Origin of the sequence: Okeania sp. (assembly GCF_035285525.1) — a bacterium.
Lineage (GTDB): Bacteria > Cyanobacteriota > Cyanobacteriia > Cyanobacteriales > Microcoleaceae > Trichodesmium.
Genome location: NZ_JAYKGW010000241.1, coordinates 1 through 23707 on the forward strand (window position 1 = coordinate 1; position 23707 = coordinate 23707).

Consider the following 23707-nt stretch of genomic DNA (forward strand, 5'->3'; position numbering starts at 1 on the left):
ATTTACAGGTACAGGTGTCGGAACTACTGGTTGACTTACCCCTTGATTTACAGGTACAGGTGTCGGAACTACTGGTTGACTTACCCCTTGATTTACAGGTACAGGTGTCGGAGCTACTGGTTGACTTACCACTACTGGTGCTGTCGGAGCTACTGGTTGACTTACAGGTACAGGTGTCGGAGCTACTGGTTGACTTACCTCTTGACTTACAGGTACAGGTGTTGGTGTATCAGTAAAAGTAGAACTATTTACAGGCTGAGTTTCAGTAGTTACTCCTTCAGTGGTATTTGTCGTCGTTTGATTCACAACAGTATTTAATGGAGTTACCAATGTACCACCATCAATATTAGTAGGTGAATTGACTGGAGAATTAATAGAACTCTCTTGCTGATTATTTTCCAGATTTGTTGTACTTATCTGTTGCTCTGGAAGTTTAGTCTCTGGAGTCGTCTGAGTAACATTTGTAATTACTGGAATATTCTTTTCAGAATTGACTGAAGTAAAACTTGGATTGTTAATATCTGTATTCATCGAGAAACTAGATTGATTGTTGGTTACAAACTTACGGATGGCTTCAATACCGACACGATTACAGAAATCACCGAAACTCTCATCTGGTTGCCGTTGTTGCTTGAAATAAATAAAGATTCGCTCCAACTCAGCTTCCAAATTATTGATATGCAGTTTGTCAATATAAGGTTTTGCTAGTCGTGTTTGATTAGGCGAACCCCCTAACCAAATCTGATAAGCATCAGGAGCACTACCAACAAATCCTAATTCCGCCATATAGGGTCTAGCACAGCCATTTGGACATCCTGTCATTCTAATTACAAAATGCTCCTGTCCTAGTCCCACCTTGTCCAACAATAACCTAATTTGTCCCAGTATGCCAGGTAAGGCCCTCTCTGATTCTGTAATAGCAAGTCCACAAGTAGGTAAAGCAGGACAGGCCATACTATACCGGACTAAGGGATCAATCTCTTTTTCTATTCTGATACCATGCTGAGAGAATATTTTTTCTATTGCTTGTTGCTGCTGTGGTTTAATTTCGTAGAGAATGATATTATGGTTAGCTGTTAAAAGCATAGGTAGCTTAAACAAACCAACTAATTTTCGTATAGCTGTCTTTAACTGAGATGTATCGTCATCTTTTACCCGACCATTTTCTACTGAAATTCCTAAAAATAGGTTTCCATCTCCCTGTTCATGCCATCCTAGAAAGTCAAAATATTTCCATTCTGGCAAAGGTCTGAAGGGAGCAATAGACTTGCCAAAATATTCTACTACCTTAGCCTTAAATTTTTCTACTCCCCAGTCATGGATTAAATATTTCATTCTAGCATGACGACGTTGAGAGCGATCGCCATAATCTCTTTGAGTAGCTACTATAGCTTTAACGAAATTAAATATATCTTCTTTGGGGATATATCCAATTTCTTGAGCTAGACAAGGGAAAGTTTCTTCTTTTCTATGAGTACGACCTAAGCCACCACCTGCTAAAACATTAAATCCTTCTAATTCTCCGGCTTGATTAGTAATTACAACTAGACTAACATCCTGAGTATATAGGTCTATGGAATTATCCCCTGGAACTGTTACTGCACACTTAAATTTTCTGGGCATATAGTGAGTACCATAAATAGGCTCTTCACTATTGGGAAATATTGTACCATTAATATTAAGTTGTCTAGCCGCTTTTACCTCTGGAGCTTCTTCTGCACTAATTACTTTTTCTCCATCCAGCCAAATTTCATAATATGCTCCTGTTTGAGGTGTTAATAAATCTGCTATTTTATTAGCATAATCTCTAGCATATTCATATTCAGGACGATTTTTATAAGGAGCTGGGGGAGACATAACATTTCTGTTTAAATCTCCACAAGCACCTAATGTCGAACCCATACTTTTAATAATGGATGATATGACATATTTCAGATTTTTCTTTAATACTCCATGCAACTGAAAACCTTGTCTAGTTGTTACCCGAAGCGTACCATTACCATACTCATTAGATAATTGATTTAAGGTGAGAAAAAGTTGTGGCGGAATAAACCCACCTGGGTTCCGGGTGCGAAGCATCATTTGATAATCTTTCTCTTGCCCTTTAATTCTATTATCTCTATTATCTTGTTGATAAGAACCGTGAAATTTTAGTATTTGAATAGCTTCTTCCGTGAAGTGAGTTGTTTCTTCCAGCAGTTGGGTTGCCAGGGGTTCCCGTAAGAAATTACTATTTTCTTTTATTCCTTCTACTTTAGAAGTTTTCTGAGCTATATTTGTGGTTGAAATTTGAGATGGGATTGTCATTTCAGTTATCAGTTATCAGTTATCAGTCATCAGTTCCTCCTGGAATAAAGAGGCTTGAAATACTGAAGTTTGTTTCTTCTTGTTAGATTGGATATAGCGAGGTATCCTCGCCATCCCTCGACCGCTTTTCATCTTCATTTAAAAAAGAAGATTGAGACCTTATTTTTGGTCATTGGTGAAAGTAAGAATTGCTAATATTTTATTTCTATTTGTTAGTATAGTTACTGTCTGAATATTCCTTTTAAGTCACCAACAATTAGAAACTTAATTTTAGCTTTTTTTTATTTATAGATAATTTGCTTTATTTTGATAATCTCTTGACTTTAGCATTTTTAATAATTTACCATTACTCTACCAATAATTCAACAGTTTTTTATTATACTCTCATATATATGTACTTTGTCAACAACATCTACTGTAAGCTCTCAGCTCAAGCGCAATAAAAATGAATGAAGTCAGCTTTTTTTTACTTCTACCAAATTTTCAACCATCAATCTGAGTTATTAAACCATATAATTAATCTATGGTAGAAAATTATAGATATATTTCAAAAGCTAAGAGAGCTTTTTCGCTGACTACTGAATACTTATAGTCATTTTAGTTTATACTGATGCAATAATTTCTTACTGTCAAAGGATTTTAACTAAAAAAATGTTTCATTCTTACTTAAAATGACTATACCATCTATTATTTTGTAGCTTTACTTGATTTTTCAATATAAAAATTAGATAAAACAATTAATTCTACTTAATTTTATAATGTCAATGATTAATCATAGTAGTTAAGCATTCAGCTATTAGCTGTCAACTCTTCCTACAGAATGCACTCCCATTCAGCAATCAAAATCTCAAGCTTAAAGAGATTACTTAAACGAAGATAGACCTAAAAACTCGCTAATGAAAAGTCTTTTATCACAAACTAAAAGCAATAGCTAATAGCTGACTGCTGAATGGGAGTGCATTCCGCAGAAAATGCTTACCATATTAGTTAAAAATTTTCAATAGAAAAATGCCTAATTCACTAATGTACGAAGCAGAAAACTATGTAGTATTAGAGTCAAATCAACCAGAGCAATTTATGACAAGTATAGAACTACTAGAAAAATTGCGACTTATTTTAGCTCAACAACAAGATAGTTTGCCTAGAGATTTACAAAAATTATCTTCCCTAGATGCTCAAGCTCAAAAACTAAGAGATACTTATTGTCAGTATCAAGTGAGCAATGGTAAATTTATCCAATGGTATGTGGTGCGTCTGGAAAAGTAGGTTGAAAACTACTCAATTTTTTCTAGTCATAGAAAATTTTACAGTAGATTTCCGGCATTAAGATGCACAGGGTAAGTGGTAAAAATCTTATAGTGCGGGAATTTTGCCCGTATGGGGGTGTACTTCACGGGCAACAGAAAGCTCTGTAATTTATGGAGTTTTCAATCTCAGACAATTTAGATGATATAATTATGTTTTTTGTTCTTCTTCAGTCGTTATCAGAGCCACATCAATCTTTCCCTCTGTCGGTTGGCTTACTTCTGCCTGCAAATTTGGCCCGAAAAATTTTGATAATTTGTCTTCTTTTGCCTGCCAAGTTTCTAGAGGAATTAATGAAGAATCAAATTCTAGCACTAGAGTATAATAACCATTAATAACTATTTCTCTTATTCCTTGGAGTATTGGTCTTTCCTCATTTGTGGGACTTAAACCTAAGCGCTCCAGAGATTCTTCTAAATGAACTTTTTGGCCATACCTATAACGAGTCACATCTTGACGTAGTTGATTTTGGATAGGAGTAGCTTGTTTGTCTCTAAGAGCTAGAACTTCTTTAGTGGTTGGTTGAGTAAAAGGTGTTGGTTCAAGTTCAGCAGCTTTCAGAGCAAGTCCTCCAAGAAGCAGGGGTATTCCATAAAAAAATCCAGCTAGGTTAAGTGTGGCATTATTAGTAAAGTAAGCTGCTGTTCCAATTGCAGAAATAACTCCACCTAAAACCAATCCTACTGTCGCTAATGAAATTTGACCTAGCATATCATTCTTATTAAGTAAATATAATTTCAAAGTTTTAACACTGAACTACTTTTTGTATAAGCTATGAGGTAATTACAAGTTGGTAATTTTCACAGATACTTTACTCTTACCATAATTTTGGGTCAACTTTTTCTTTTTCCTCTAATTTTTTCTTGGCAAGTTATTCAGTTGTAAGATTTTGGTCAATGAATATTTTGAACCTCTGAAAATTAGATGTGTTTACTTACAGTAAATGAGTTAGACTAAATTAATGTATGGAAGTAGTAACAAGTAACAGATTATTTATCTGAATCCCACTATCTCTTGTCCCCTTGTCAAAATTGATTAAATAAAGTAAAAAACGCACAAAAATCTAAAATTAAGATACAATTACCGAAAAATTCGGTTTAAAGCCTGGCTCTAAAAGGGCGACTTTCTGTGCTACAATAATATTGGTTTTAACAGCCACCTTGTCTCATAAATACAGCAGAAAAAAGGAAGTTCTAAATCACAAAGACCTAATTTTTTCAGGATTAGTTTTGACACCAATATCCTTCACTCGTAAGAGTGAAGCTATAACTATCTTAAGTTTGCTCAATGTTGAGTAGGTTGAGGAAAGTTAAATGTTTCACTAGGTAAGTAAGTAAGTAAGTAAGTAATCATATCACGAATTTACAATGGACTCACAAATAATCAAAGTCAGATTAGCTACTATTGAAAATAAGCGAGAATCTTTAGTAAAACTTCTCGAAAAGCCAGATTTAGGTACACTCAGAATTGATGTTAATCAAGCATTAGAAGAAATTGATGATTTGATTGATGAATTAAAGCGGACTTTTCCAGATTCTTAATTAATGCATAATTGATAATAAAAACTATCTCTAAAGAGAACAGGAAATAGGGAACAGTAAACAATAAAAAATAGAACTAAATTAAATATTAAACTTTTAAAAGGCAGGATTTCTAGGTACTCAAAACAGGATTTTTTACTAGACAAAACCTAAATCTAGATTTACATTTCGTTGAAAAATGCTATATCAAAGAAAGCATTCAGCCGTCAACTATCAGCTAACAGCAACGAGTTATTGATTCATTATTCTCGAAGGAGAAATTATTTTAACTCCGGAAAGTTAAAGAATATCGTAACTCAGGAAAAGCTGAATCTATAATAGCTAAATGTTTACAGCTTTTTTTAGTTCTGAAAAAGTACAAGTTTTTAAGCGGCTTAGGTAAAGTTCCCGAAAAATCAAAAAGTTAGTCTAAAATTCTAACTAATCATAGCATAAAAATTAAGTTACAATTATTCTATAACTTCTATATTCCCCTCCCAGGAGGAGTTAGGGGTGGGTTGACTCCCTACTCCCTCCCTCAACCCAAAGACTTTCCAAAAGCGGGTCGTCAGCGGAGCTTCCCGAAGGGTGAGATAGATAGGTTCCCTAGCCATTTCTAATCGACCAAGAAAAATCAACTTTTTCCTTTTATTCAATCCTCTTCCTTTTAGGGCTATGCTTTATAAACATCTTTCTTAACATAAAACTTGACAAACTTGACAAGTTATGTATCAGTCTTAGTTCTGCTTTTTCGAGAGAAAAATGTTTTTTAATACATTTTTTGGCGATCGCTTAAGTATTTTTATTTAGCTACTATGATTGTTTCTCCTTTCTCCCCTGGGAGGGTTTAGGGGTCTATCCCACAAGGGTTTCAGGAATTCCTTCCTGATCGGGGATAGTTTTTAGGGAGAAGTAATTATTAATTATCCATTATTGAATACTATTCCCTACTTCCCATTTCTATAAAGATTTCAATATTTATTTTTCAGAAATAGCTTTTCCCACAGGAGAGTTTTAACACAAAATTTATCAGCAAATATAGCAGCAGGCAAAAGGCAGAAAGAAAAATTTTGCTTCCTCTAGGTTTTAGGCTTTTGATTTGTCCTAACTTTTTTTCTTAGCGTAAATTCTACATCTACTGAAATTAGCAATGACAAAAATATACAAATAAAAAAATGGATGATATTGAAAAGGATTTACAAAGATGGAAGAAAGAGCAAGAACTCATCCTTAACCAAATAGATAATGGCATTGCTCTCTTCAATAATTCTCATCACCTAATTCTATTTAATCACAAACTGTCTGAAATTTGGGGATTATTACCAGAGTGGCTAAAAACAAAACCTCATAGCAATGACATCTTTGCCGAAATAGTTGCTCAAGGTTATTGGTCAACCCAACAACGTCAACAACTACAAAACTGTCTCCTCAAAATCAAAACCGAAAATCAAATACTATACATAGAACAATCTAATAAAATTTCCCTGAAAGTAGACTGCACCATTACATCAGACAGAAGTTATCTATTAACCTTTCGAGATATAAGTATATATCAACAGTCTCAAACTAGCCTCAATGCAGAAGTAAAAAGATTAACATTTCTCCTTGGCCTCAACGAACGACTCCAATACTCAGATAGCTTAAGAGAAATAGCCCAATTTGCCCTTAATTATCTCGTAGAAGTAATGAATGCTGCCTTTGGCGATGTCAAAGTTATCAATGGGAAAGGAAAAAAACGTCAAGCAGGACCAATCTCTAATCAAATTACTTCTCAATTTATTGCTACCTATGGCAAACCAGCAGTAGCTGAAATGGAAAAATTGTTGCAAAAAGGTATTCCTTATGGTAGAGGACTTTTGTGGGAAGTCGTCGAGAGCAGCAAACCTATATATGTTGAAAATTATGCTCATCAACCCAATTCAATACCAGGATTTCGTCATCCAGGAATTGGTCAACTAGGAATTTTTCCAATCCCAGCCACAGATGGGACAATTATTGGTGTTTTGACTTTAGAATCTCGTAACCTGCGAAAACTACAAGAAGCCCCCCAAAAAGATATGTTATTTGCAGCTTGTCGTACTTTAGGAGTAGCAATAGAAAGAGCCCAGTCTCAAGAACGTCTACGTCAAATTAATGAAGAATTAGAACGTTCTTCTCAATTAAAATCAGAATTTTTGGCTTCTATGTCCCATGAATTGAGAACCCCGCTTAATAGTATTTTAGGGTTTTCTGATTTATTACAACGACAAGCATCCGAACCATTAAGCGATCGCCAGCTTAATCAAGTTAGACTAATTCAAAAAAGTGGTCAACATTTATTAGGGTTAATTAACGATATTCTCGATTTATCTAAGATAGAGTCAGGGAAAACAGAGCTAAGTTTAGAGTTAATTAATATTCACGAAGTTTGTACAGATTGTTTAAGAATGATTCAGCCACGAGCTGATAAAAAAAGATTGGCTTTATCTTTAGAATTAGATTATCGCATATCTGAAGCTTATCTTGATCGGCGTCGGGTGAGACAAATAATTATTAATTTACTTTCTAATGCTATTAAGTTTACACCAGAAGGAGGAAAGGTTAAACTTAGCGGAAGTTTAGCTTATGGTAGTCAAATTCAAGGTGATTATCGACCTGATTGTTCTCCAATTAATTCTAGTACACCTTATTTATGTTTAGAGGTAAAAGATTCTGGTATTGGTATTCCCCAAGATAGATGGGAAATGTTATTTAGACCTTTTCAACAAGTTGATTCTTCTTTATCTAGAAAACATGAAGGTACAGGTTTAGGTTTAGCTTTGACAAAAAGATTAGCAGAATTACATGGTGGAACTATTTCTTTAGATTCTCAAGTTAATAAAGGTAGCACTTTCCGGGTGTGGTTGCCATTAACAGAAATGCGCCAGGAGTTAACAGTTAGTTCTGTTCCGAAAAATGACGATCAAGTATCTTCAGAGAGTGATACTGAGAAAAGATTAGAAACTGAAAAGTCTGTTAGGATTTTAATAGTTGAAGATCAGCCTTATAACCAACTTTTAATTTCTCAAGTATTGGAGTTAGAGGGATATGAAGTTGAGTTAATTAGTGATGGTAAAACTATGTTGAATATGATTAATTCTCCTCTGGTTATTTCTCCAAATTTACCAAATTTAATTTTGATGGATATTCAGTTACCGGAGGTTGATGGGTTAGAATTAATTAAGAAAATTAAGAATAATTCTATATGGCAATATGTACCAGTTATTGCTGTAACTGCTATGGCAATGGTGGGCGATCAAGAAAAATGTTTAAATGCTGGTGCATTGGCTTATCTTAGTAAACCTTTAAATATTGAAGAGATGGTTTCCACTGTAAAATCTTTGTTGAGTAATTAGTTAAAGAAAGGAGGAAGTAAGAAGTAAGAAGTAAGAAGTAGGAGGGAATAAATTATTTATAGTTGTTCAACTTAAGAATGAGACAAGTACTTCTTGATATAAAAATCCTGTCTTTTCTTTTTTCAGAAATAGAGAAATTAGTAATAAGCAATAGATAAAATTTTCAGCATAGATTTCTACTTTTTCATTCCTGTCAATATAACCAAAGATTGCTATCTGAAAATATTTCATCTAAACAAGTACTTTATTCTTCAATTAAATCACTATAAAAATCCTATTTGATTAGCATCAAAAATCCAGCCCTTTCTTTTTTTCAGAAATAGGTAAGTTAGTAATAAGCAATAGATAAAATTTTCCCAATAGATTTCTAGTTTTTGATTCGTGACAATATAACCACAGATTGCTATATATCTGTCAATGCTGCTATATTTAATTAGTAGTAAGCCATAATTAATTTCCAGACGTTTAAAACCTTTTCTTTCCTTTTAAATTGATAATTAGAGATAGTTTTTACTATCCATTATTAATTACAGCTTGCGTATGGAAATATAAAAACATTAACAGATAAAGGTTTTAACCTTTTTTAGTCCTAAAAAAGTACCTAGTTTTTGGTTATTGCCATCTCCTACAGGGCAGGGTTTTGGCAGTAACAATCAGAAAATTTGGCCGTAGCACATACTCTAAACTGTTCCCAGTTAAATGTTCCCTATTCCCTTACTTCACTAGCAGACTTTTTCAGCAAACCCTAATTATTAATTATCCATTATTAATTATCCATTATTAATTATCCATTAAATAATATGTCTAACAAACAGCCATGTATTCTAGTAGTTGATGATGAAGCAAATAATCTAACTTTATTAAAAGAACTATTAGAATCAGAAGGATACACCACTATATCAGCAAACAATGGTAAAAAAGCACTACAAATTGCTAATCAATCTCCACCTGATTTAATATTACTAGATATAATGATGCCCGAAATTGATGGATTTGAAGTTTGTAAATCCTTACGTCATAATCCACAATTAAACACAATTCCCATAATTTTTTTAACAGCCCTAAATGATGAAAAATCTCAATTAAAAGGCTTAGAATTAATGGGAGATGATTATATTACCAAGCCATTTAACACTCCTTTGCTTTTAGCCAAAATTGCTAGTCTTTTACGATTAAATAAAATACGTTCTCAAACTACAAAATATCAAAAAAACACTAAAAAACTAGATAAACAAAGTGATTTAGAACTATCAGCAGCATTAAAAATTAATCAAGTTTTATCAGAAAAATTTAGATTGTTTGTGCCACAGCAATTTTTATCCAGAATAGCACCCAAAGGTGTAGACTCAATTAAACTTGGGGATGCCACAGAAGAAGAACTAACAGTTCTATTTTGTGATATTCGAGGCTTTACAGCAATAGCTGAATCACAAAACGCAAGAGATACTTTGAAATGGTTAAATTCTTTTTTTAATGAAATGACTACCAGTATTTCTGCTAATCAAGGATTTATAGATAAATTTTTAGGTGATGCAATTATGGCAGTATTTGATAAATATGAATATCATAGTTTAAATGGGTTGAAAGCTGCTATAAGTATGCAGGAAAATTTACAAAATTTTAATCTTAATTATCATAAATATAATCTCAGAGAACCTGTAAAAATTGGTATTGGTGTTCATACAGGTATTGGTGTTATTGGTACTTTGGGTTCCGAAAAAAGAATGGATTCTACAGTTATTGGAGACGTTGTTAATACTGCATCTCGTTTAGAAAGTTTAACTAAGACTTATGGATGTTCAATTATTGTCAGCGAGCAAGTTATTTCGGAAATACAAAATAACTGTCAAGCAGGAAAACAGATAGAAGCTAAGAATAAAAATTGCAATAGTCATAATAATCAGCCTACTTACCCTGAAAAAATTTATTACAGGTGGATTGATACAGTTATTTTGCGGGGAAAACAAATAGCTATCAACATTTATGAGTTACTAGGCACTGAAAAGAATATTATTGAATCCGAAAAAATTGCAACTTTATCAATATTTAATAAAGCAGTTAAAGGATGGAAAGTTGGTAAATATGCAGCAGCTTTAGAATATTTTCAACAAGTAAAAAAGCTCAACTCTCTTGATAATATTGCTGGTTTATATATCGAACGTTGCCAAGAAAAACTTGTTTTGGTAGAAACTGGAAAAAATGATGTAAATTTAACTGATTCAAATTTTTAATCAGGGCTTGCCTATGGAAATCTTTCTCCCATTGACAAATGAAGCAGGCTGTTTCAGGTCAGGTTCAAAAATGTTCAATTTTTGAACTATGATATAAGAATCACTCTTACTCTCTTTCCAGCCAACTCTTCTGTAACTTTCCTAGCTCTTAACTATTCCCTACCTCCACTTTTTTAGTTTTCATGTTTGAAAATTAAAAATTAGATAAAGTTATAGTTTTCTAATTTTGGTTTTAATATTTTAAATTTTACTATTTTTGTCTGGCTGTTAAATCGGAAAATTTTTTTGACTTGGTTAACGAAGTTTCAAGATTTTTAGCGCTTTTTTTCAGTTTTGTGATATCCTATACTTATGATATTGTTGGTATATTTTATGTCTTGACTGATTTTTATGGCTATTAATTCTTATTCTGCTGTTGTTTTGGTTGATTTTTGTCTGAATCTGCTTTGCTCAAAATGACTTTTTTTCTTTGCCCGTTTTTGGCTATTTTGACAAAATCAAAATTTTGTGATATGGAAGCAGAGTTTTTAGTCTTTTGACATTTTATTTTTGTTGAATAATTAGTCTAGTGTATGGGCGAAAGAAGTCCAACGATATAATGATACCACGGTTGGTTTGAGGATGCAACCCTAATTCTCAGATTTTTTTGGGTGCTTCACAGAATGAAAAATTTGAGTAGTTAAGAAAGGTTTGACGAAAGAGGCGATCGCTACTTTACCTCCTGGGGTGCTTCACAGAATGAAAAATTTGAGTAGTTAAAAGAAGTTGGCTCCAAGAGAAAATTCCTGCCTCCTTTCTTAGGGTGCTTCACAGAATGAAAAATTTGAGTAGTTAAAAGAAGTTGGCTCCAAGAGAAAATTCCTGCCTCCTTTCTTAGGGTGCTTCACAGAATGAAAAATTTGAGTAGTTAAAAAAGGTTTGAGGAAAGAGGCGATCGCTACTTTCCTTCTGGGGTGCTTCACAGAATGAAAAATTTGAGTAGTTAAAAAAGGTTTTATGAAAGAGAAAATTCCTACCTCCTTTCTTAGGGTGCTTCAGAGAATGAAAAATTTGAGTAGTTAAAAGAAGTTGGCTCCAAGAGAAAATCCCTACTTTACCTTCTGGGGTGCTTCACAGAATGAAAAATTTGAGTAGTTAAAAGAAGTTGTCTCCAAGAGAAAATCCCTACTTTCCTTCTGGAGTGCTTCACAGAATGAAAAATTCTAAGTAGTTTAAGAAAGGTTTGATGAAAAAGCTGATAACTGTTCATTGAAAAGAGGACTTGATTAATACCAAGTCCCATAAAAACCAAAATAAAAAACCAACCTTAACCGAAACGACCACTTACATACTGTTGAGTAGCTTCCTCCTTCGGATTTTGGAAAATATTGTGAGTTTCATCAAATTCCACCAAATAACCAAAACGCTGACCACCCTCCTCAGCTTTTGCATTAAAAAAGGCCGTTACATCGGCCACCCTAGTTGCTTGCTGCATATTGTGAGTCACAATAATAATAGTGTAATTTTCCTTCAGCTCATTAATCAACTCCTCCACCTTAATAGTAGAAATAGGGTCAAGAGAAGCACAAGGCTCATCCATCAAAACCACATCCGGACTAACAGCAACTGCACGAGCAATACACAAACGTTGTTGCTGACCTCCAGAAAGAGCAAAACCACTTTGCCCCAACTTATCCTTAACCTCATCCCATAAAACAGCTTGTCGTAGCGATCGCTCAACTATCTCATCCATCTCCTCCTTAGTTTTAGCCAAACCATTAATTCTAACTCCATAAGCAATATTATCATAAATTGACTTAGGAAAAGGATTAGGCTTTTGAAACACCATTCCGATGCGACGGCGAATTTCTACAGGGTCAATATTTGGATCATAAATATTGTGATTATGATAAAGAATACGACCTTTTAAACGGAAAATACTAATCAAATCATTGAGACGATTAAAGCAACGTAATAATGTACTTTTACCACAACCAGAAGGTCCGATAAAAGCAGTTACTCTATTTTTAGGAATTTCTAATGAAACACCTCTTACCGCTTCAAAACCTCCGTAAAAAATACTGACATCTTCTGCTGAAAGAGCAGAAGCAAAATTTACTTTAGAAAGATTTATTTGAGACTCCATTAGACATAACCTCCTAAATTTTGTAGTCTAAAAATTATTTTATTTATAGCTTTTATAGCTTTAAGCGGTCAGCCATCAGCCATCAGCAAATCAACGAATAATTCCTTCTTAGTTTAGAGAAAATTACATTGGTAGTAACTTTTAATTCTTCCTCAATTTGAGAATTACTTTTACCAATTAACTAATAATTATTCTCCAGAACTTTAAAACCTCTATTTTTAAATAAATAATTGATAATTATAGATAGTTTTCATTATCCATTATCAATTAAATTAAGTAAAGTTTTAACCAGAAGTAATTATTCATCATCAATTAATCAAAATTGCTTTTGACTGGTTGCCCAACGAGAAAGAATACTGGTAATTAAAACCAATAAAACTAACACCAAAGAACCTGCCCAAGCAAACTCTTGTAAAACCAAATCAAAACTACGGGCAAACTCATATACTAGATATGCCAAAGATGGTACAGTCGGCGCCAAAGGTCCACGAGGCCAATTATTAGAATAAACCACAGTAAAAAGTAGTGGAGCTGTTTCTCCAGCAGCACGAGCGATCGCTAGAGTTATACCTGTAATAATACCTGGTAAAGCAGCAGGCAAAACTATTTGTAAAACAGTTTGATAATTAGAAGCACCAACTCCTACAGATGCCCATCTAATATCTTTAGGAACTATTTGTAAAGCCTCATCAGTAGTTCTAATAATAGTAGGTAACATCAAAATTGATAAAGCAACTCCTCCAGCAAATGCAGAAAATTTCCCCATAGTTAAAACCAATAAACTATAGGCAAATACCCCAGCAATAATTGATGGTACACCACTCAAAACATTAGTCGCAAATCGAATTGGGCGGGAAGTTTTTTCGTCACTAAATTCTGACAAATAAACTGCTGCTAAGATACCAAAAGGTACTGCAATTAAACTAGCAATTACTACTACCATAATTGTACCTAAAATAGCATTAGCAATACCCCCTGATGTTTGACCTGCTGCGGGAGGTAATTGAGTAAATAAATCTAAATTTAGACGACTTACTCCTTTAATAAAAACATAAATTAATACAGCAAAGAGAGGGATAAGAGTGATAACTATGCAACTAGCTGATAAAGCAGTCATCACTTTATTAAAAATTTCCCTGGAGCTAGTAGGGTTTCTTTTTAGATTAATAGAAGATTGTGGGTTATCGGTAGTATTTTTCATTTCAGTTATCAGTTACATTTCAGTTATCAATTATCAGTTATCAGTTATAATATTCTACCTTTGTATGTAATCAGATTTAATTCTGGTTCAATCAAACTTTATTTTTAAAGTTTCAAGTTTAAATAAAGCTTTTCCTTCAACATAAAGTCATAGCTAATAGTTGACAAATGACCGCTCAATATTTACACCTGAATTAATTTGCATCCTCATTTTCTAGTTTTTCTAATAATTTGAAATCCTATAAATTAGCTATTTATCCCAATTAATACTTAGCTTTAATTTGATTCACAATCCAATTAGCAAGTATATTTACAAGTAAAGTTAAAACAAACAGAACTATCCCTGTATACATCAAAGCAGAAAGTTGTAAACCAGAAGCCTCAGCAAATTGATTTGCCATCAAAGAAGCGATAGTATTAGCAGGAGCAAAAAGAGTAAACTTAATCGAATTAGCATTACCAATTAACATAGTTACAGCCATAGTTTCTCCCATAGCTCTTCCTAAACCTAACATTACACCACCAACAATTCCCGAAAAAGCAGCAGGAATTAAAACCCTAATAATAGTACCCCAACGAGTAGCCCCTAAACCCAAAGAAGCTTGTCGTAAATCAGGCGGTAAACTAGCAAGAGAATCACGAGAAATTGCCGTAATAATTGGTAGAATCATTATTGATAAAATAACAACAGCAGGAAACATTCCCGGACCTCCTGCACGGACACCTTCTGGAATAGAAAATAGTGGAATCCACCCCAAAAATTGACCAAGAAAAGCTTCCACTGGTTCAAGAAAAGGAAGTAAAACATAAATACCCCATAAACCATAAACTACACTAGGAATAGCTGCTAATAATTCCACCATAAAAGTCAATGGAACAACTATTTTTTTAGGGAGAAAATCCTCACTTAGAAATATTGCTGTACCAACACCTAGAGGAACCGCAATAAATAGGGCGAAAATAGAACTAACCAAGGTTCCCACAATCATTGGCCATGCACCATAATCACCCTGCCCATCATTAGCAACAGGGTTCCAAACACTTTTGAAAAGAAAACTCAGACCAAATTCATTAATAGATGGTATTGCACGAGAAGCTACAGTTAAAGCCATTAATATCAAAAGAACTGCTATACCCCAAGCAAATATTTTAGTCAGGATAATAAAACCATTATCAAACTTTTTTTCTCCATCACTCCGAGAGCGATTATCTTTTTGAATTTGAGATTGTGCAACCATATATTTTTTGATTCTACCTAACGTAAATTGTTCATAAATATTCAGATTTTAGCTATTAGCTATTTCTGCTGAATTTTCACAAATTTTCTACCTTTTCTAGCCTTGATTAATTTACTTATAAATTTTTTTTAAAGATACTTTTGAAATGACAGCAGATTCCACTTTTATGAAGTACACCTAAGCAAGATTTCCGGTTCGCTAATATGCGAATATTTAATAATTAAATCCGTGCTTCTTATAATTAGAATTTGCTATATATTCTTTTCCCAAAATGACAAAAGTTTAATTCAAAATACTAAATTATGAATTAAACTTTTTTTGATTTTATTTGAGAGTCATGGTGTAATCTGGACTAATTTTATCAGCAGCTTCTAGAACTTTTTGACGTACATTTTCAGGTAGAGGAATATAACCTAATTCAGAACTAACTTGTTGACCTTCATTTAAACCATATTCAATCATTTTTTCTATACCTGTAGCTTTATCTGCATCATCATAACTACCATAAACAAGCATCCAAGTATAAGTTACAATAGGATAAGAATCTTCCCCCTCTGGATCGGTAATAAAAGCTCGTAAATTCTCAGGTAATGTAACTGCGGCTAAAGTTGCTGCCGCTGATTCAGGAGCAGGCTCTATATACTTACCAGCTTGATTTTCTAGAGAAGCCATACTGAGGCCAGCACTCTTAGCATAACCATACTCAACATACCCTATAGTTCCTTCTGTTTGTTTAATTTGAGCAGTTACACCATCATTCTTAGCACCACCAATACCTGTTAGCCATTGAACAGTTTTACCTTCTCCTACTTTTTCTTTCCACTCTGGACTAATAGCACTTAAATGCTGGGTGAAAACTCCAGTTGTACCACTACCATCAGAACGATATACAACTGTAATAGCTTGATCTGGCAAAGTCAAATCCGGATTGATTTCAGCTATTTTGGGGTCATTCCAGTTAGTAATCTTACCCAAAAGGATATCTACATAAACTTTTCTGGAAAGTTTGAGACCAGAAATATCAGGCAAGTTGTAAGCTAAAACCACACTACCCGCAGTCATCGGTAGTAAGATAACCCCTCTCCCTACTTTGGCAATTTCATCATCTTTCATTGCCACATCAGAAGCACCAAAATCTACTAACTCTTGAGTAAATCTTTCCACACCAGCTCCACTACCAACTGACTGATAATCTACTTGTATATTAAGGTCAGTATTACCTAACTCTTGAAACCAACGTTGATAGATAGGTGATGGAAAAGAAGCTCCAGCTCCAACTAAGCTTACTGAACCACCTCCATTATTACTACCACCACTACAGGAAGCCAAACCAAATGTTATAACTACTGCCGATACCTTTGCTGTAATATTAGTTATTCCAGAAAGACTTATACCAAATTCCATAGTTGCTTAGGTTTCTATATTTTTCTAGACACTAAAAAGAATAAACGAAAGCTTCACATTTTGCGGTTAAAGGAAGGTTAAAGAAAGGTTAAAGGAAGGTTAAAGGAAGGTTGATGATAGTGAATTATTAGCATAAATATAGGGGATATTAATTAAATTTTCTCAGAAAAATCTTATATTTAAAGTCGAATCAAAATATCAGAGAAAGTAGTTAAAAGTATCACCTTATTAGTCACAAATAAAGACCCTTTTTCCAATTCCTATCTAATACAAACTCCACTTATGAAAAGGTAGTTTTTCCAAATTATTCTCACCCTTCCGCCTTACATTATCAAATAATAAAGCTTTTCTATAAACTACAAAAACCAAAAAATCAACCCTTCTTTGTATACAAGAATAAGAAGGGTTTAATCATTTTTTTACTAAAAATTACTTAAGTTTAATTTGATAGCCAGAGCTAATTTTATCAGCAGCAGCAGCAACTGTTTGACGAACATTGTTAGGTAGTGGAATATAACCTAATTCAGCACTTACCTTTTGCCCTTCATTTAAGCCATATTCAACCATTTTTTCTATAGCTACACCTTTAGATCCATCATACTTGCTATACATTAGCATCCAAGTATAAGTAGCAATAGGATAAGAATTAGCACCGTCAGGATCGCTAATAAACGCACGAAGATTTCCAGGTAATTTTACTGCTGCTAAAGTAGCCTTAACTGAATCTTGAGAAGCGCTAACATATTTACCAGCTTTATTTTGTAGAGCTGCTGTAGGGAGACCAGCGCTCTTAGCAAAACCAAACTCAATATATCCTATTCCTCCCTTTATTTGTTTGATTTGAGCAGCTACACCATCATTCTTCGCACCGCCAACACCTGTTGGCCATTGAACAGTCTTACCTTCTCCTACTTTACTCTTCCACTCTGGACTAATAGCACTCAAATGCTTAGTGAAAACTCCAGTGGTACCACTACCATCAGAACGATGAACTACCGTAATTGGTAGGTTAGGCAAATTTACCCCAGAATTAATAGCTTGAATTTTAGCATCATTCCAGTTTTTAATTTTACCCAAAAATATATCTACATAAACAGCTCTGGATAATTTTAGGTTAGATACACCTGGAACATTGTAAGCTAACACAACACTACCTGCTGTCATAGGAAGCATGATAACACCTCTCTTAACTTTGGCAATTTCATCATCTTTCATTGCCACATCAGAAGCACCGAAATCTACTAATTCTTGAGTAAAATCTCTAACACCAGCACCACTACCTTTGGATTGATAGTCTACACTAACATCTTTAAAATCTTTAAACCAACGCTGATACAGTGGAGCAGGAAAAGATGCACCCGATCCTAAAAGCTTAACTTTTTGTTGGGCTAGACTGTACTTTACTCCAGCAACTGTAGTAACTAAACCAATAGTTAATGCTACGAGGGAAGCTTTGGAGGTATTACGAATTACTCGACTAAGATTGATACCAAGTGTCATGTATTTACTCTCTGATATTGAATTTAACAAAAGTTAGAATCAATGATAGTTGAACATACAGAGGTAAAAATCAGGTAAAAAATAGGTAAAGGAAAGGTTAAAAAAATTCTAGGAAAGAGCAAGTAAGGAGTTATTTCAGTTATCAGTAGCTGAAAACCCATAATAAAAATCTTGATTTTTCCTTCTGCTTTCTGCCCTCTGCCTTCTGCTATATTTTCCTTTAAAGTTAATTATTATGAATATGTGGTGGAAAGATGGTAAAATTCAATTTCATCAAACAATATAGTAATTACAAGGTTAGTCGTGGTTCAAACACCCCTATCAACCCATACAGAAACTAATACCAAAGCTTTCCTATCTTTGCCAGAGACAAGAAGTCAGTTACAACAACAACTTCATAATTTAGCCAAGCAAATTATTTCTGGGTATCGTCTTAGTCGAGAAGAAGCTATGACACTGACTCAAATTACAGGAGAGGAAGATATTCTGCTACTTTGTGAAACTGCAGACCAAGTTCGTCAAGCTTGTTGTGGTAACATAGTAGATCTGTGTAGCATTGTTAATGTCAAATCTGGAGGCTGTTCAGAGAATTGTAGCTTTTGTTCCCAATCAGCTCATCATCCAGGAGAAGGTTCCCCTATTTATGGCCTTAAGTCTACTGAGGAAATTTTAGCTCAAGCAAAAGCAGCAGAAGCAGGTGGGGCGAAAAGATTTTGCTTAGTGTCTCAGGGTAGAGGGATTAAGTATAACAGTCCCAAGTCTACAGAATTTGAAGAAATTCTGGCTACGGTACGACAAATAATTGCTGAAACTAATATTAAGCCTTGTTGTGCTTTAGGAGAAGTAACTCCCGAACAAGCTAAAGCACTAGCAGAGGCAGGAGTGACTCGCTACAATCATAATTTGGAAGCCTCTGAGAATTTTTACCCAGAAATTGTCACAACTCATAGTTGGTATGACCGAGTAGAAACAGTGAACAATCTAAAAGCAGTAGGTATTCAGGCTTGTACTGGGGGTATTATTGGTATGGGAGAAACTTGGGAAGATAGAATAGATTTGGCCTTAGCTTTGCGAGAGTTAGAAGTTGAGTCTGTACCTTTGAATTTGTTAAATCCTCGTGAAGGTACGCCATTGGGTGATGTGCCCAAATTAGAGCCTTATGATGCTTTGAAAGCGATCGCTATTTTCCGTCTGATTTTACCACAGCAAATTATTCGTTATGCTGGAGGACGAGAAGCTGTGATGGGAGAATTACAAGCTTTAGGTTTGAAGGCTGGTATTAATGCTATGTTGATTGGTCATTATTTGACAACTCTTGGTCAACCCCCAGAAAAAGACCAAGCAATGCTAGAATCATTAGGACTGCAGGGTGGAGAAACTCCTGTTAAAACTAATAGAACTTACCCATAAACACTAATGGTGGTGCACTGTTTCAGCTAAAATAGTGTATTAGGGAGTAGGGGAGTCGAGGTAGGGACGTTGCATAACAAAAATGCGTTTTCCGTTCCGGAATCCTCCGCAAACATGTCGCGCAGCGATACGTCCCTACAGGAGAAAGATTTTTGTTGGGTTACTTCTGCGGAGAACCAAGCTACCATGCTGCGCAACCCTAACGGGAACAACCGAACCTACATCTATAAAATTATTATTTCTTCCCTGTTCCCTGTTCCCTGTTCCCTGTTCCCTGTTCCCTGTTCCCTGTTCCCTGTTCCCTGTTCCCTCTATAAAATTATTATTTCTTCCCTGTTCCCTGTTCCCTGTTCCGTGTTCCCTCTCTCAACTTAACTGAAATGGCAATTACAGTAGAATTACTTTGGGCAGTTGTAGGTTTACTATTAACAATTGCTGCAACATTTTTACCAGCCTCTTTTGCTAGTCCTACTTGGATATGGGAACAACAAGAAATTAAGATTTTTTCTTTAGGAGTAACTTACCAAGTTGGTGCAGTTTTATTAGTAGGTTGTTTAGGTGGAAAAAATGCTGCTGTTATTTCTCAAATAGCCTACATATTGTTAGGTCTAACATTATTACCTGTGTTTACTAACGGTGGTGGTATTGGTTATTTGAGAGAACCTAGTTTTGGTTATTTATTAGGTTTTATTCCTGGAGCTTGGGTGTGTGGAAATCTAGCTTTTACAGCATATCCTAAATTAGAATCATTAGCTTTTAGCTGTTTATGTGGTTTGTTAAGTATTCATGTAACTGGGTTAGTTTATTTAATTATTAGTAATATTTTAGGGTGGAAAAATACAGATTCATTACCTTTATTTGAAGCTATTTTTAGATATTCTATTTTTCCTTTTCCAGGACAACTAGGAATTATATGTGCTATTGCAGTTATGGCTTATTTTTTACGACGTTTATTGTTTTATTAACTAGCTATCAGCTTTTAGCATTCAGCATTTAGCAATGAGTTTTTATACAGAAAATTCCACATTAATCTAATACAACTAACAGTAAATTTAAGATAATTATTAATTGTTAAATTTGAAATTACGTTTAAAAAAAAATCCTTTATTCTGGATAGTTGCTATTATCAGCATTGTATTCGACCATCTAACAAAATTTTGGGTGGTACAAAATTTTCAACTCGGAGAAAGTCTACCTTTATGGTCTGGTGTATTTCACTTTACTTATGTGACTAATACTGGAGCAGCTTTTAGTCTTTTTAGTAATGGTGGAGTTTATTGGTTACGGTGGTTATCTTTAATAGTTAGTTTAGGTCTCATGGGTTTTGCTTGGTTCGGACCTAAATTTAATCCCTGGGAACAACTAGGTTATGGTTTAATTTTAGGAGGAGCATTAGGTAATGGTATTGATAGGTTTGTTTCTGGTTATGTTGTAGATTTTTTACATTTTCGCCTGATCAATTTTCCTATTTTTAATGTGGCAGATATTTCGATTAATATTGGGATTATTTGTTTACTAATTACTACGTTTTTTGCTGAAGAAGGAAGAAGTCAGAAGGAAGAAGCAAGAAGGAAGAAGTAAATAATTATTATGACTAAATTGTAACACAAGCATCCTGCTTGTGTTACCAAAATTAATTACTAAACAAAATTTTGTGCCTCACTAACTCAAAAATTGTTGTAGTTCTTTCCCCCTACTCCCTACTCCCTACTCCCTCTTTTATTACAATTATCACAATGACCGCAACCCATATTTTGAGCTTCTTGAGAAAAACCAAATGCTTCTAATAAAAATTGCCATCGACATTTTTTCGTAGAACAATATTTATTCATTTCCTCAACTCCTGAACTGTAATTTAAAGATGCTTTTTTACCACTACTAGACTTATTAATAATATAATTAAACGGGTCGCGCCATCTCAATTTTCCAGAAGAATGGAGAATAGATAAAGCGATCGCTGCATTAGGAAATTCATCTATTAAACTATTAATATTTCCCGTAGTTGGCAGTTGCTTAATTAATTTTTCTGCTGTCTGATACTGCGACCTTAATTTATCTGCTAAAAACTTTTGTCTTTGTTTATCCTCCGAATCTAACCAACCAGTTGGTTCACTAATTAAAGTTAAAGCTTCTGCCATTTTTCCATCTCTACCTCCCCTACCAACTTCTTGAATATATTCTGATAAAAGACATGGTGCTTGAAAATGTATTACCCAGCGCACATCTGGTTTATTTATTCCCATTCCAAAAGCAGAAGTACAGACTACAAAATTTATTTCTCCACCTATCCAAACTTTCTCAATATGTCGTCTTTCTTCCCCACTTAAACCAGCATGATAAGCTGTAGTTTGATAATTTTTGACTCGTAATATTTCCGCTAAATTTTCACTATCTTTTCTAGTTCTCACATAAACTAAACCAGCTTGTTTTTCTCTAGCTTTGATAAACTTAAATAATTGTTGACGGCGAATTCTAGGAGTACAAATATATTGAATTTTTAGATGTAAATTATTTCGGTAAGGACTAAGTAAAAATTGTGTTGGGTTTTGTAATTTTAGGGTATTTTTGATAATTTTTTGAGCTTCAGGATCCGCAGTAGCGGTGAATGCTGCAATCGCAATATTTGTACCTGGTGGTTTAGATTTTATTAATGCCGATCTAACTGCTCCTAAACGTCTATAAGCAGGGCGAAATGTTTCTCCCCATTGTACTAAACAGTGAGCTTCATCTAATATGAAACCATTGATTTTTGTCTGGGGTTGAGATAATAAATTCCAGATTTTTTCGTTGAATAATGTTTCTGGAGAAAGGTAGAGTAATCTGAGTTTATTTTGTTCTAATTTTTGGAATGTTTCTCGTTTTTTTTGGGAAGTAAGTTGACTGTGGAGTAAAGCAGCAGGTAGAGAGCGATCGCTTAATTCTTGTACTTGATTTTCCATTAAAGCAACTAGGGGAGAAATAACTAATGTTAAACCTGTTTGTAGAAGGGCGGGAAGTTGAAAACATATTGATTTTCCCCCTCCAGTTGGCATTATAATTAAAGCATCTTTTCCCGTTAATAAACAGTTAATTATTTCTCCTTGTGGAGGTCGAAAATCATCATATCCCCAGATTTTTTTGAATGTTTCTTTGACTATATTCCAAGATATTTGTTGTGAGTTATTCATTTCAGTTATGAAGTAAGCATTTAGCCATCAGCTAACAGCTTATCAGCTATTACTTTTTGTTTTATATATTTGTCAGAAAAAACTGTAGGGGTTTGGTCTCCAAATCCCTTTGCACTTGGGTTTGGAAACCAAACCCCTACCATAAAATCTTACAATCTATTTAACTAACAGAAACCCGGTTTCTTCAAGAAACCGGGTTTCTAAGTCCTCTATTCCCTACTCCCTGCTCCCTACTCCCTAAAATCAAATTTTTAATCACCTCAATAGCACTTTCTGGGATATTCACCACAAAAACAGTTTCCGGAGACAAACTAACAAAAAAAGCCTGACTTTCCAAATTACTATTCAACAAAATAATCCTTTTATTATTCCTGCCAAAGCAACCTCTGAAGCAGTACCCGCTTCCATCCCACAGGCGATCGCAACATCACTAGAAAGCACATTAACATCCCATCCGACTATTACCCATATCAGTAACAATAGGAATATCCACCGCCTCAGAAATACCATCCACATTATTGCCAGGCAAAATACCAATAGTTAAACCATTAACAGACTTTGCACCCCGACTCGCAGCATCCATCACACCCATATTCCGCCCACCTGTCAATAAAACCCAAGATTCTTGAGCTATTAGTTGACCTAATTTATAGGCATTTTTCAAGTCTACGGAAGTAGCGCCACTTCCCGGACCCATGACACCGATGATAATTTTTTCATTAGATATCTCCAGAAAAGAGAGAACACTTAACTGGGAACAGAGAACAGTTGTAGGTTGGGTTGAGGGACGAAACCCAACAAAACTTTGAACAGTTGTAGGTTGGGTTGAGGGACGAAACCCAACAAAACTTTGAACAGTTGTAGGTTGGGTTGAGGGACGAAACCCAACAAAACTTTGAACAGTTGTAGGTTGGGTTGAGGGACGA

At 34.4% G+C, this 23707-nt stretch carries 16 protein-coding genes and 1 pseudogene; 7 read left to right on the forward strand and 10 right to left on the reverse strand.

Going from position 1 to position 23707, the window contains the following annotated elements; translation table 11 throughout:
* Positions 1-393: 393 nt before the first annotated feature.
* Positions 394-2307, reverse strand: a pseudogene (gene sir / locus VKJ25_RS22755) (sulfite reductase, ferredoxin dependent); the annotation flags it as partial.
* A gap of 1008 nt (positions 2308-3315) precedes the next feature.
* On the opposite strand from sir, the gene VKJ25_RS22760 reads away from it, so the two are divergent.
* Positions 3316-3573 (forward strand): CRR7 family NDH-1 assembly protein, encoded by a 258-nt coding sequence (locus VKJ25_RS22760; RefSeq protein ID WP_324238933.1) that lies wholly within the window; start codon positions 3316-3318, stop codon positions 3571-3573.
* Between the two features lie 189 nt (positions 3574-3762).
* Here VKJ25_RS22760 and VKJ25_RS22765 read toward each other — a convergent pair whose 3' ends face one another.
* A complete protein-coding gene (locus VKJ25_RS22765) occupies positions 3763-4323 on the reverse strand; it encodes a DUF2854 domain-containing protein (protein WP_324238934.1) in 561 nt (186 codons plus the stop codon).
* A 656-nt stretch (positions 4324-4979) separates the two neighbouring features.
* On the opposite strand from VKJ25_RS22765, the gene VKJ25_RS22770 reads away from it, so the two are divergent.
* The 3 genes from VKJ25_RS22770 (at position 4980) to VKJ25_RS22780 (ending at position 10737) form a co-directional block, all read left to right on the forward strand.
* Entirely contained in the window at positions 4980-5153 is a 174-nt protein-coding gene (locus VKJ25_RS22770; RefSeq protein ID WP_324238935.1) for a hypothetical protein, read from the forward strand.
* Positions 5154-6307: 1154 nt separating this feature from the next.
* A complete protein-coding gene (locus VKJ25_RS22775; RefSeq protein ID WP_324238936.1) occupies positions 6308-8506 on the forward strand; it encodes a hybrid sensor histidine kinase/response regulator in 2199 nt (732 codons plus the stop codon).
* Positions 8507-9306: 800 nt separating this feature from the next.
* A complete protein-coding gene (locus VKJ25_RS22780; RefSeq protein WP_324238937.1) occupies positions 9307-10737 on the forward strand; it encodes a response regulator in 1431 nt (476 codons plus the stop codon).
* A 1306-nt stretch (positions 10738-12043) separates the two neighbouring features.
* On the opposite strand, the gene pstB is transcribed toward VKJ25_RS22780, so the two are convergent.
* The 5 genes from pstB to pstS (VKJ25_RS22805) form a co-directional block, all read right to left on the reverse strand.
* Positions 12044-12862 carry a phosphate ABC transporter ATP-binding protein PstB gene (gene pstB / locus VKJ25_RS22785; RefSeq protein WP_324238938.1) on the reverse strand — a complete coding sequence of 273 codons (819 nt, stop codon included), beginning with the start codon at positions 12860-12862 and terminating at the stop codon, positions 12044-12046.
* Positions 12863-13178: 316 nt separating this feature from the next.
* The gene (gene pstA / locus VKJ25_RS22790; RefSeq protein ID WP_324238939.1) at positions 13179-14063 is read right to left on the reverse strand and encodes a phosphate ABC transporter permease PstA; all 885 of its coding nucleotides are present in this window, start codon (positions 14061-14063) and stop codon (positions 13179-13181) included.
* Between the two features lie 262 nt (positions 14064-14325).
* On the reverse strand, positions 14326-15300 hold the full coding sequence (gene pstC, locus VKJ25_RS22795; RefSeq protein ID WP_324238940.1) for a phosphate ABC transporter permease subunit PstC: 975 nt from the start codon (positions 15298-15300) through the stop codon (positions 14326-14328).
* A 324-nt stretch (positions 15301-15624) separates the two neighbouring features.
* On the reverse strand, positions 15625-16704 hold the full coding sequence (gene pstS, locus VKJ25_RS22800; protein WP_324238941.1) for a phosphate ABC transporter substrate-binding protein PstS: 1080 nt from the start codon (positions 16702-16704) through the stop codon (positions 15625-15627).
* A 429-nt stretch (positions 16705-17133) separates the two neighbouring features.
* Entirely contained in the window at positions 17134-18204 is a 1071-nt protein-coding gene (gene pstS, locus VKJ25_RS22805; protein ID WP_324238942.1) for a phosphate ABC transporter substrate-binding protein PstS, read from the reverse strand.
* Positions 18205-18507: 303 nt separating this feature from the next.
* Here pstS (VKJ25_RS22805) and bioB point away from each other — a divergent pair, with 303 nt between their 5' ends.
* The 3 genes from bioB (at position 18508) to lspA (ending at position 21195) form a co-directional block, all read left to right on the forward strand.
* Entirely contained in the window at positions 18508-19614 is a 1107-nt protein-coding gene (gene bioB / locus VKJ25_RS22810; protein ID WP_324238943.1) for a biotin synthase BioB, read from the forward strand.
* 380 nt (positions 19615-19994) lie between these two features.
* The gene (locus VKJ25_RS22815) at positions 19995-20579 is read left to right on the forward strand and encodes a biotin transporter BioY (RefSeq protein ID WP_324238944.1); all 585 of its coding nucleotides are present in this window, start codon (positions 19995-19997) and stop codon (positions 20577-20579) included.
* Positions 20580-20682: 103 nt separating this feature from the next.
* Entirely contained in the window at positions 20683-21195 is a 513-nt protein-coding gene (gene lspA / locus VKJ25_RS22820; RefSeq protein WP_324238945.1) for a signal peptidase II, read from the forward strand.
* 119 nt (positions 21196-21314) lie between these two features.
* Here the strand turns inward: lspA and VKJ25_RS22825 are convergent, their stop codons facing one another.
* From VKJ25_RS22825 to VKJ25_RS22830, 3 genes are all read right to left on the reverse strand, one after another.
* Entirely contained in the window at positions 21315-22781 is a 1467-nt protein-coding gene (locus tag VKJ25_RS22825; protein ID WP_324238946.1) for a RecQ family ATP-dependent DNA helicase, read from the reverse strand.
* Between the two features lie 345 nt (positions 22782-23126).
* Entirely contained in the window at positions 23127-23222 is a 96-nt protein-coding gene (locus VKJ25_RS24785) for an SLOG cluster 4 domain-containing protein (RefSeq protein ID WP_375340366.1), read from the reverse strand.
* A 1-nt stretch (position 23223) separates the two neighbouring features.
* Positions 23224-23707 (reverse strand): SLOG cluster 4 domain-containing protein (locus VKJ25_RS22830; RefSeq protein WP_483143752.1); only part of this gene is annotated, 484 nt, incomplete at its 5' end.

Coding starts and splice junctions, on each gene's coding strand:
- VKJ25_RS22760 (WP_324238933.1), top strand. CDS start 3,316: ATGCCTAATTCACTAATGTACGAAGCAGAAAACTATGTAGTATTAGAG.
- VKJ25_RS22815 (WP_324238944.1), top strand. CDS start 19,995: ATGGCAATTACAGTAGAATTACTTTGGGCAGTTGTAGGTTTACTATTA.
- pstS (WP_324238941.1), bottom strand. CDS start 16,704: ATGGAATTTGGTATAAGTCTTTCTGGAATAACTAATATTACAGCAAAG.
- pstC (WP_324238940.1), bottom strand. CDS start 15,300: ATGGTTGCACAATCTCAAATTCAAAAAGATAATCGCTCTCGGAGTGAT.
- pstA (WP_324238939.1), bottom strand. CDS start 14,063: ATGAAAAATACTACCGATAACCCACAATCTTCTATTAATCTAAAAAGA.
- VKJ25_RS22770 (WP_324238935.1), top strand. CDS start 4,980: ATGGACTCACAAATAATCAAAGTCAGATTAGCTACTATTGAAAATAAG.
- VKJ25_RS22825 (WP_324238946.1), bottom strand. CDS start 22,781: ATGAATAACTCACAACAAATATCTTGGAATATAGTCAAAGAAACATTC.
- VKJ25_RS22780 (WP_324238937.1), top strand. CDS start 9,307: ATGTCTAACAAACAGCCATGTATTCTAGTAGTTGATGATGAAGCAAAT.
- VKJ25_RS22765 (WP_324238934.1), bottom strand. CDS start 4,323: ATGCTAGGTCAAATTTCATTAGCGACAGTAGGATTGGTTTTAGGTGGA.
- VKJ25_RS22775 (WP_324238936.1), top strand. CDS start 6,308: ATGGATGATATTGAAAAGGATTTACAAAGATGGAAGAAAGAGCAAGAA.
- pstS (WP_324238942.1), bottom strand. CDS start 18,204: ATGACACTTGGTATCAATCTTAGTCGAGTAATTCGTAATACCTCCAAA.
- pstB (WP_324238938.1), bottom strand. CDS start 12,862: ATGGAGTCTCAAATAAATCTTTCTAAAGTAAATTTTGCTTCTGCTCTT.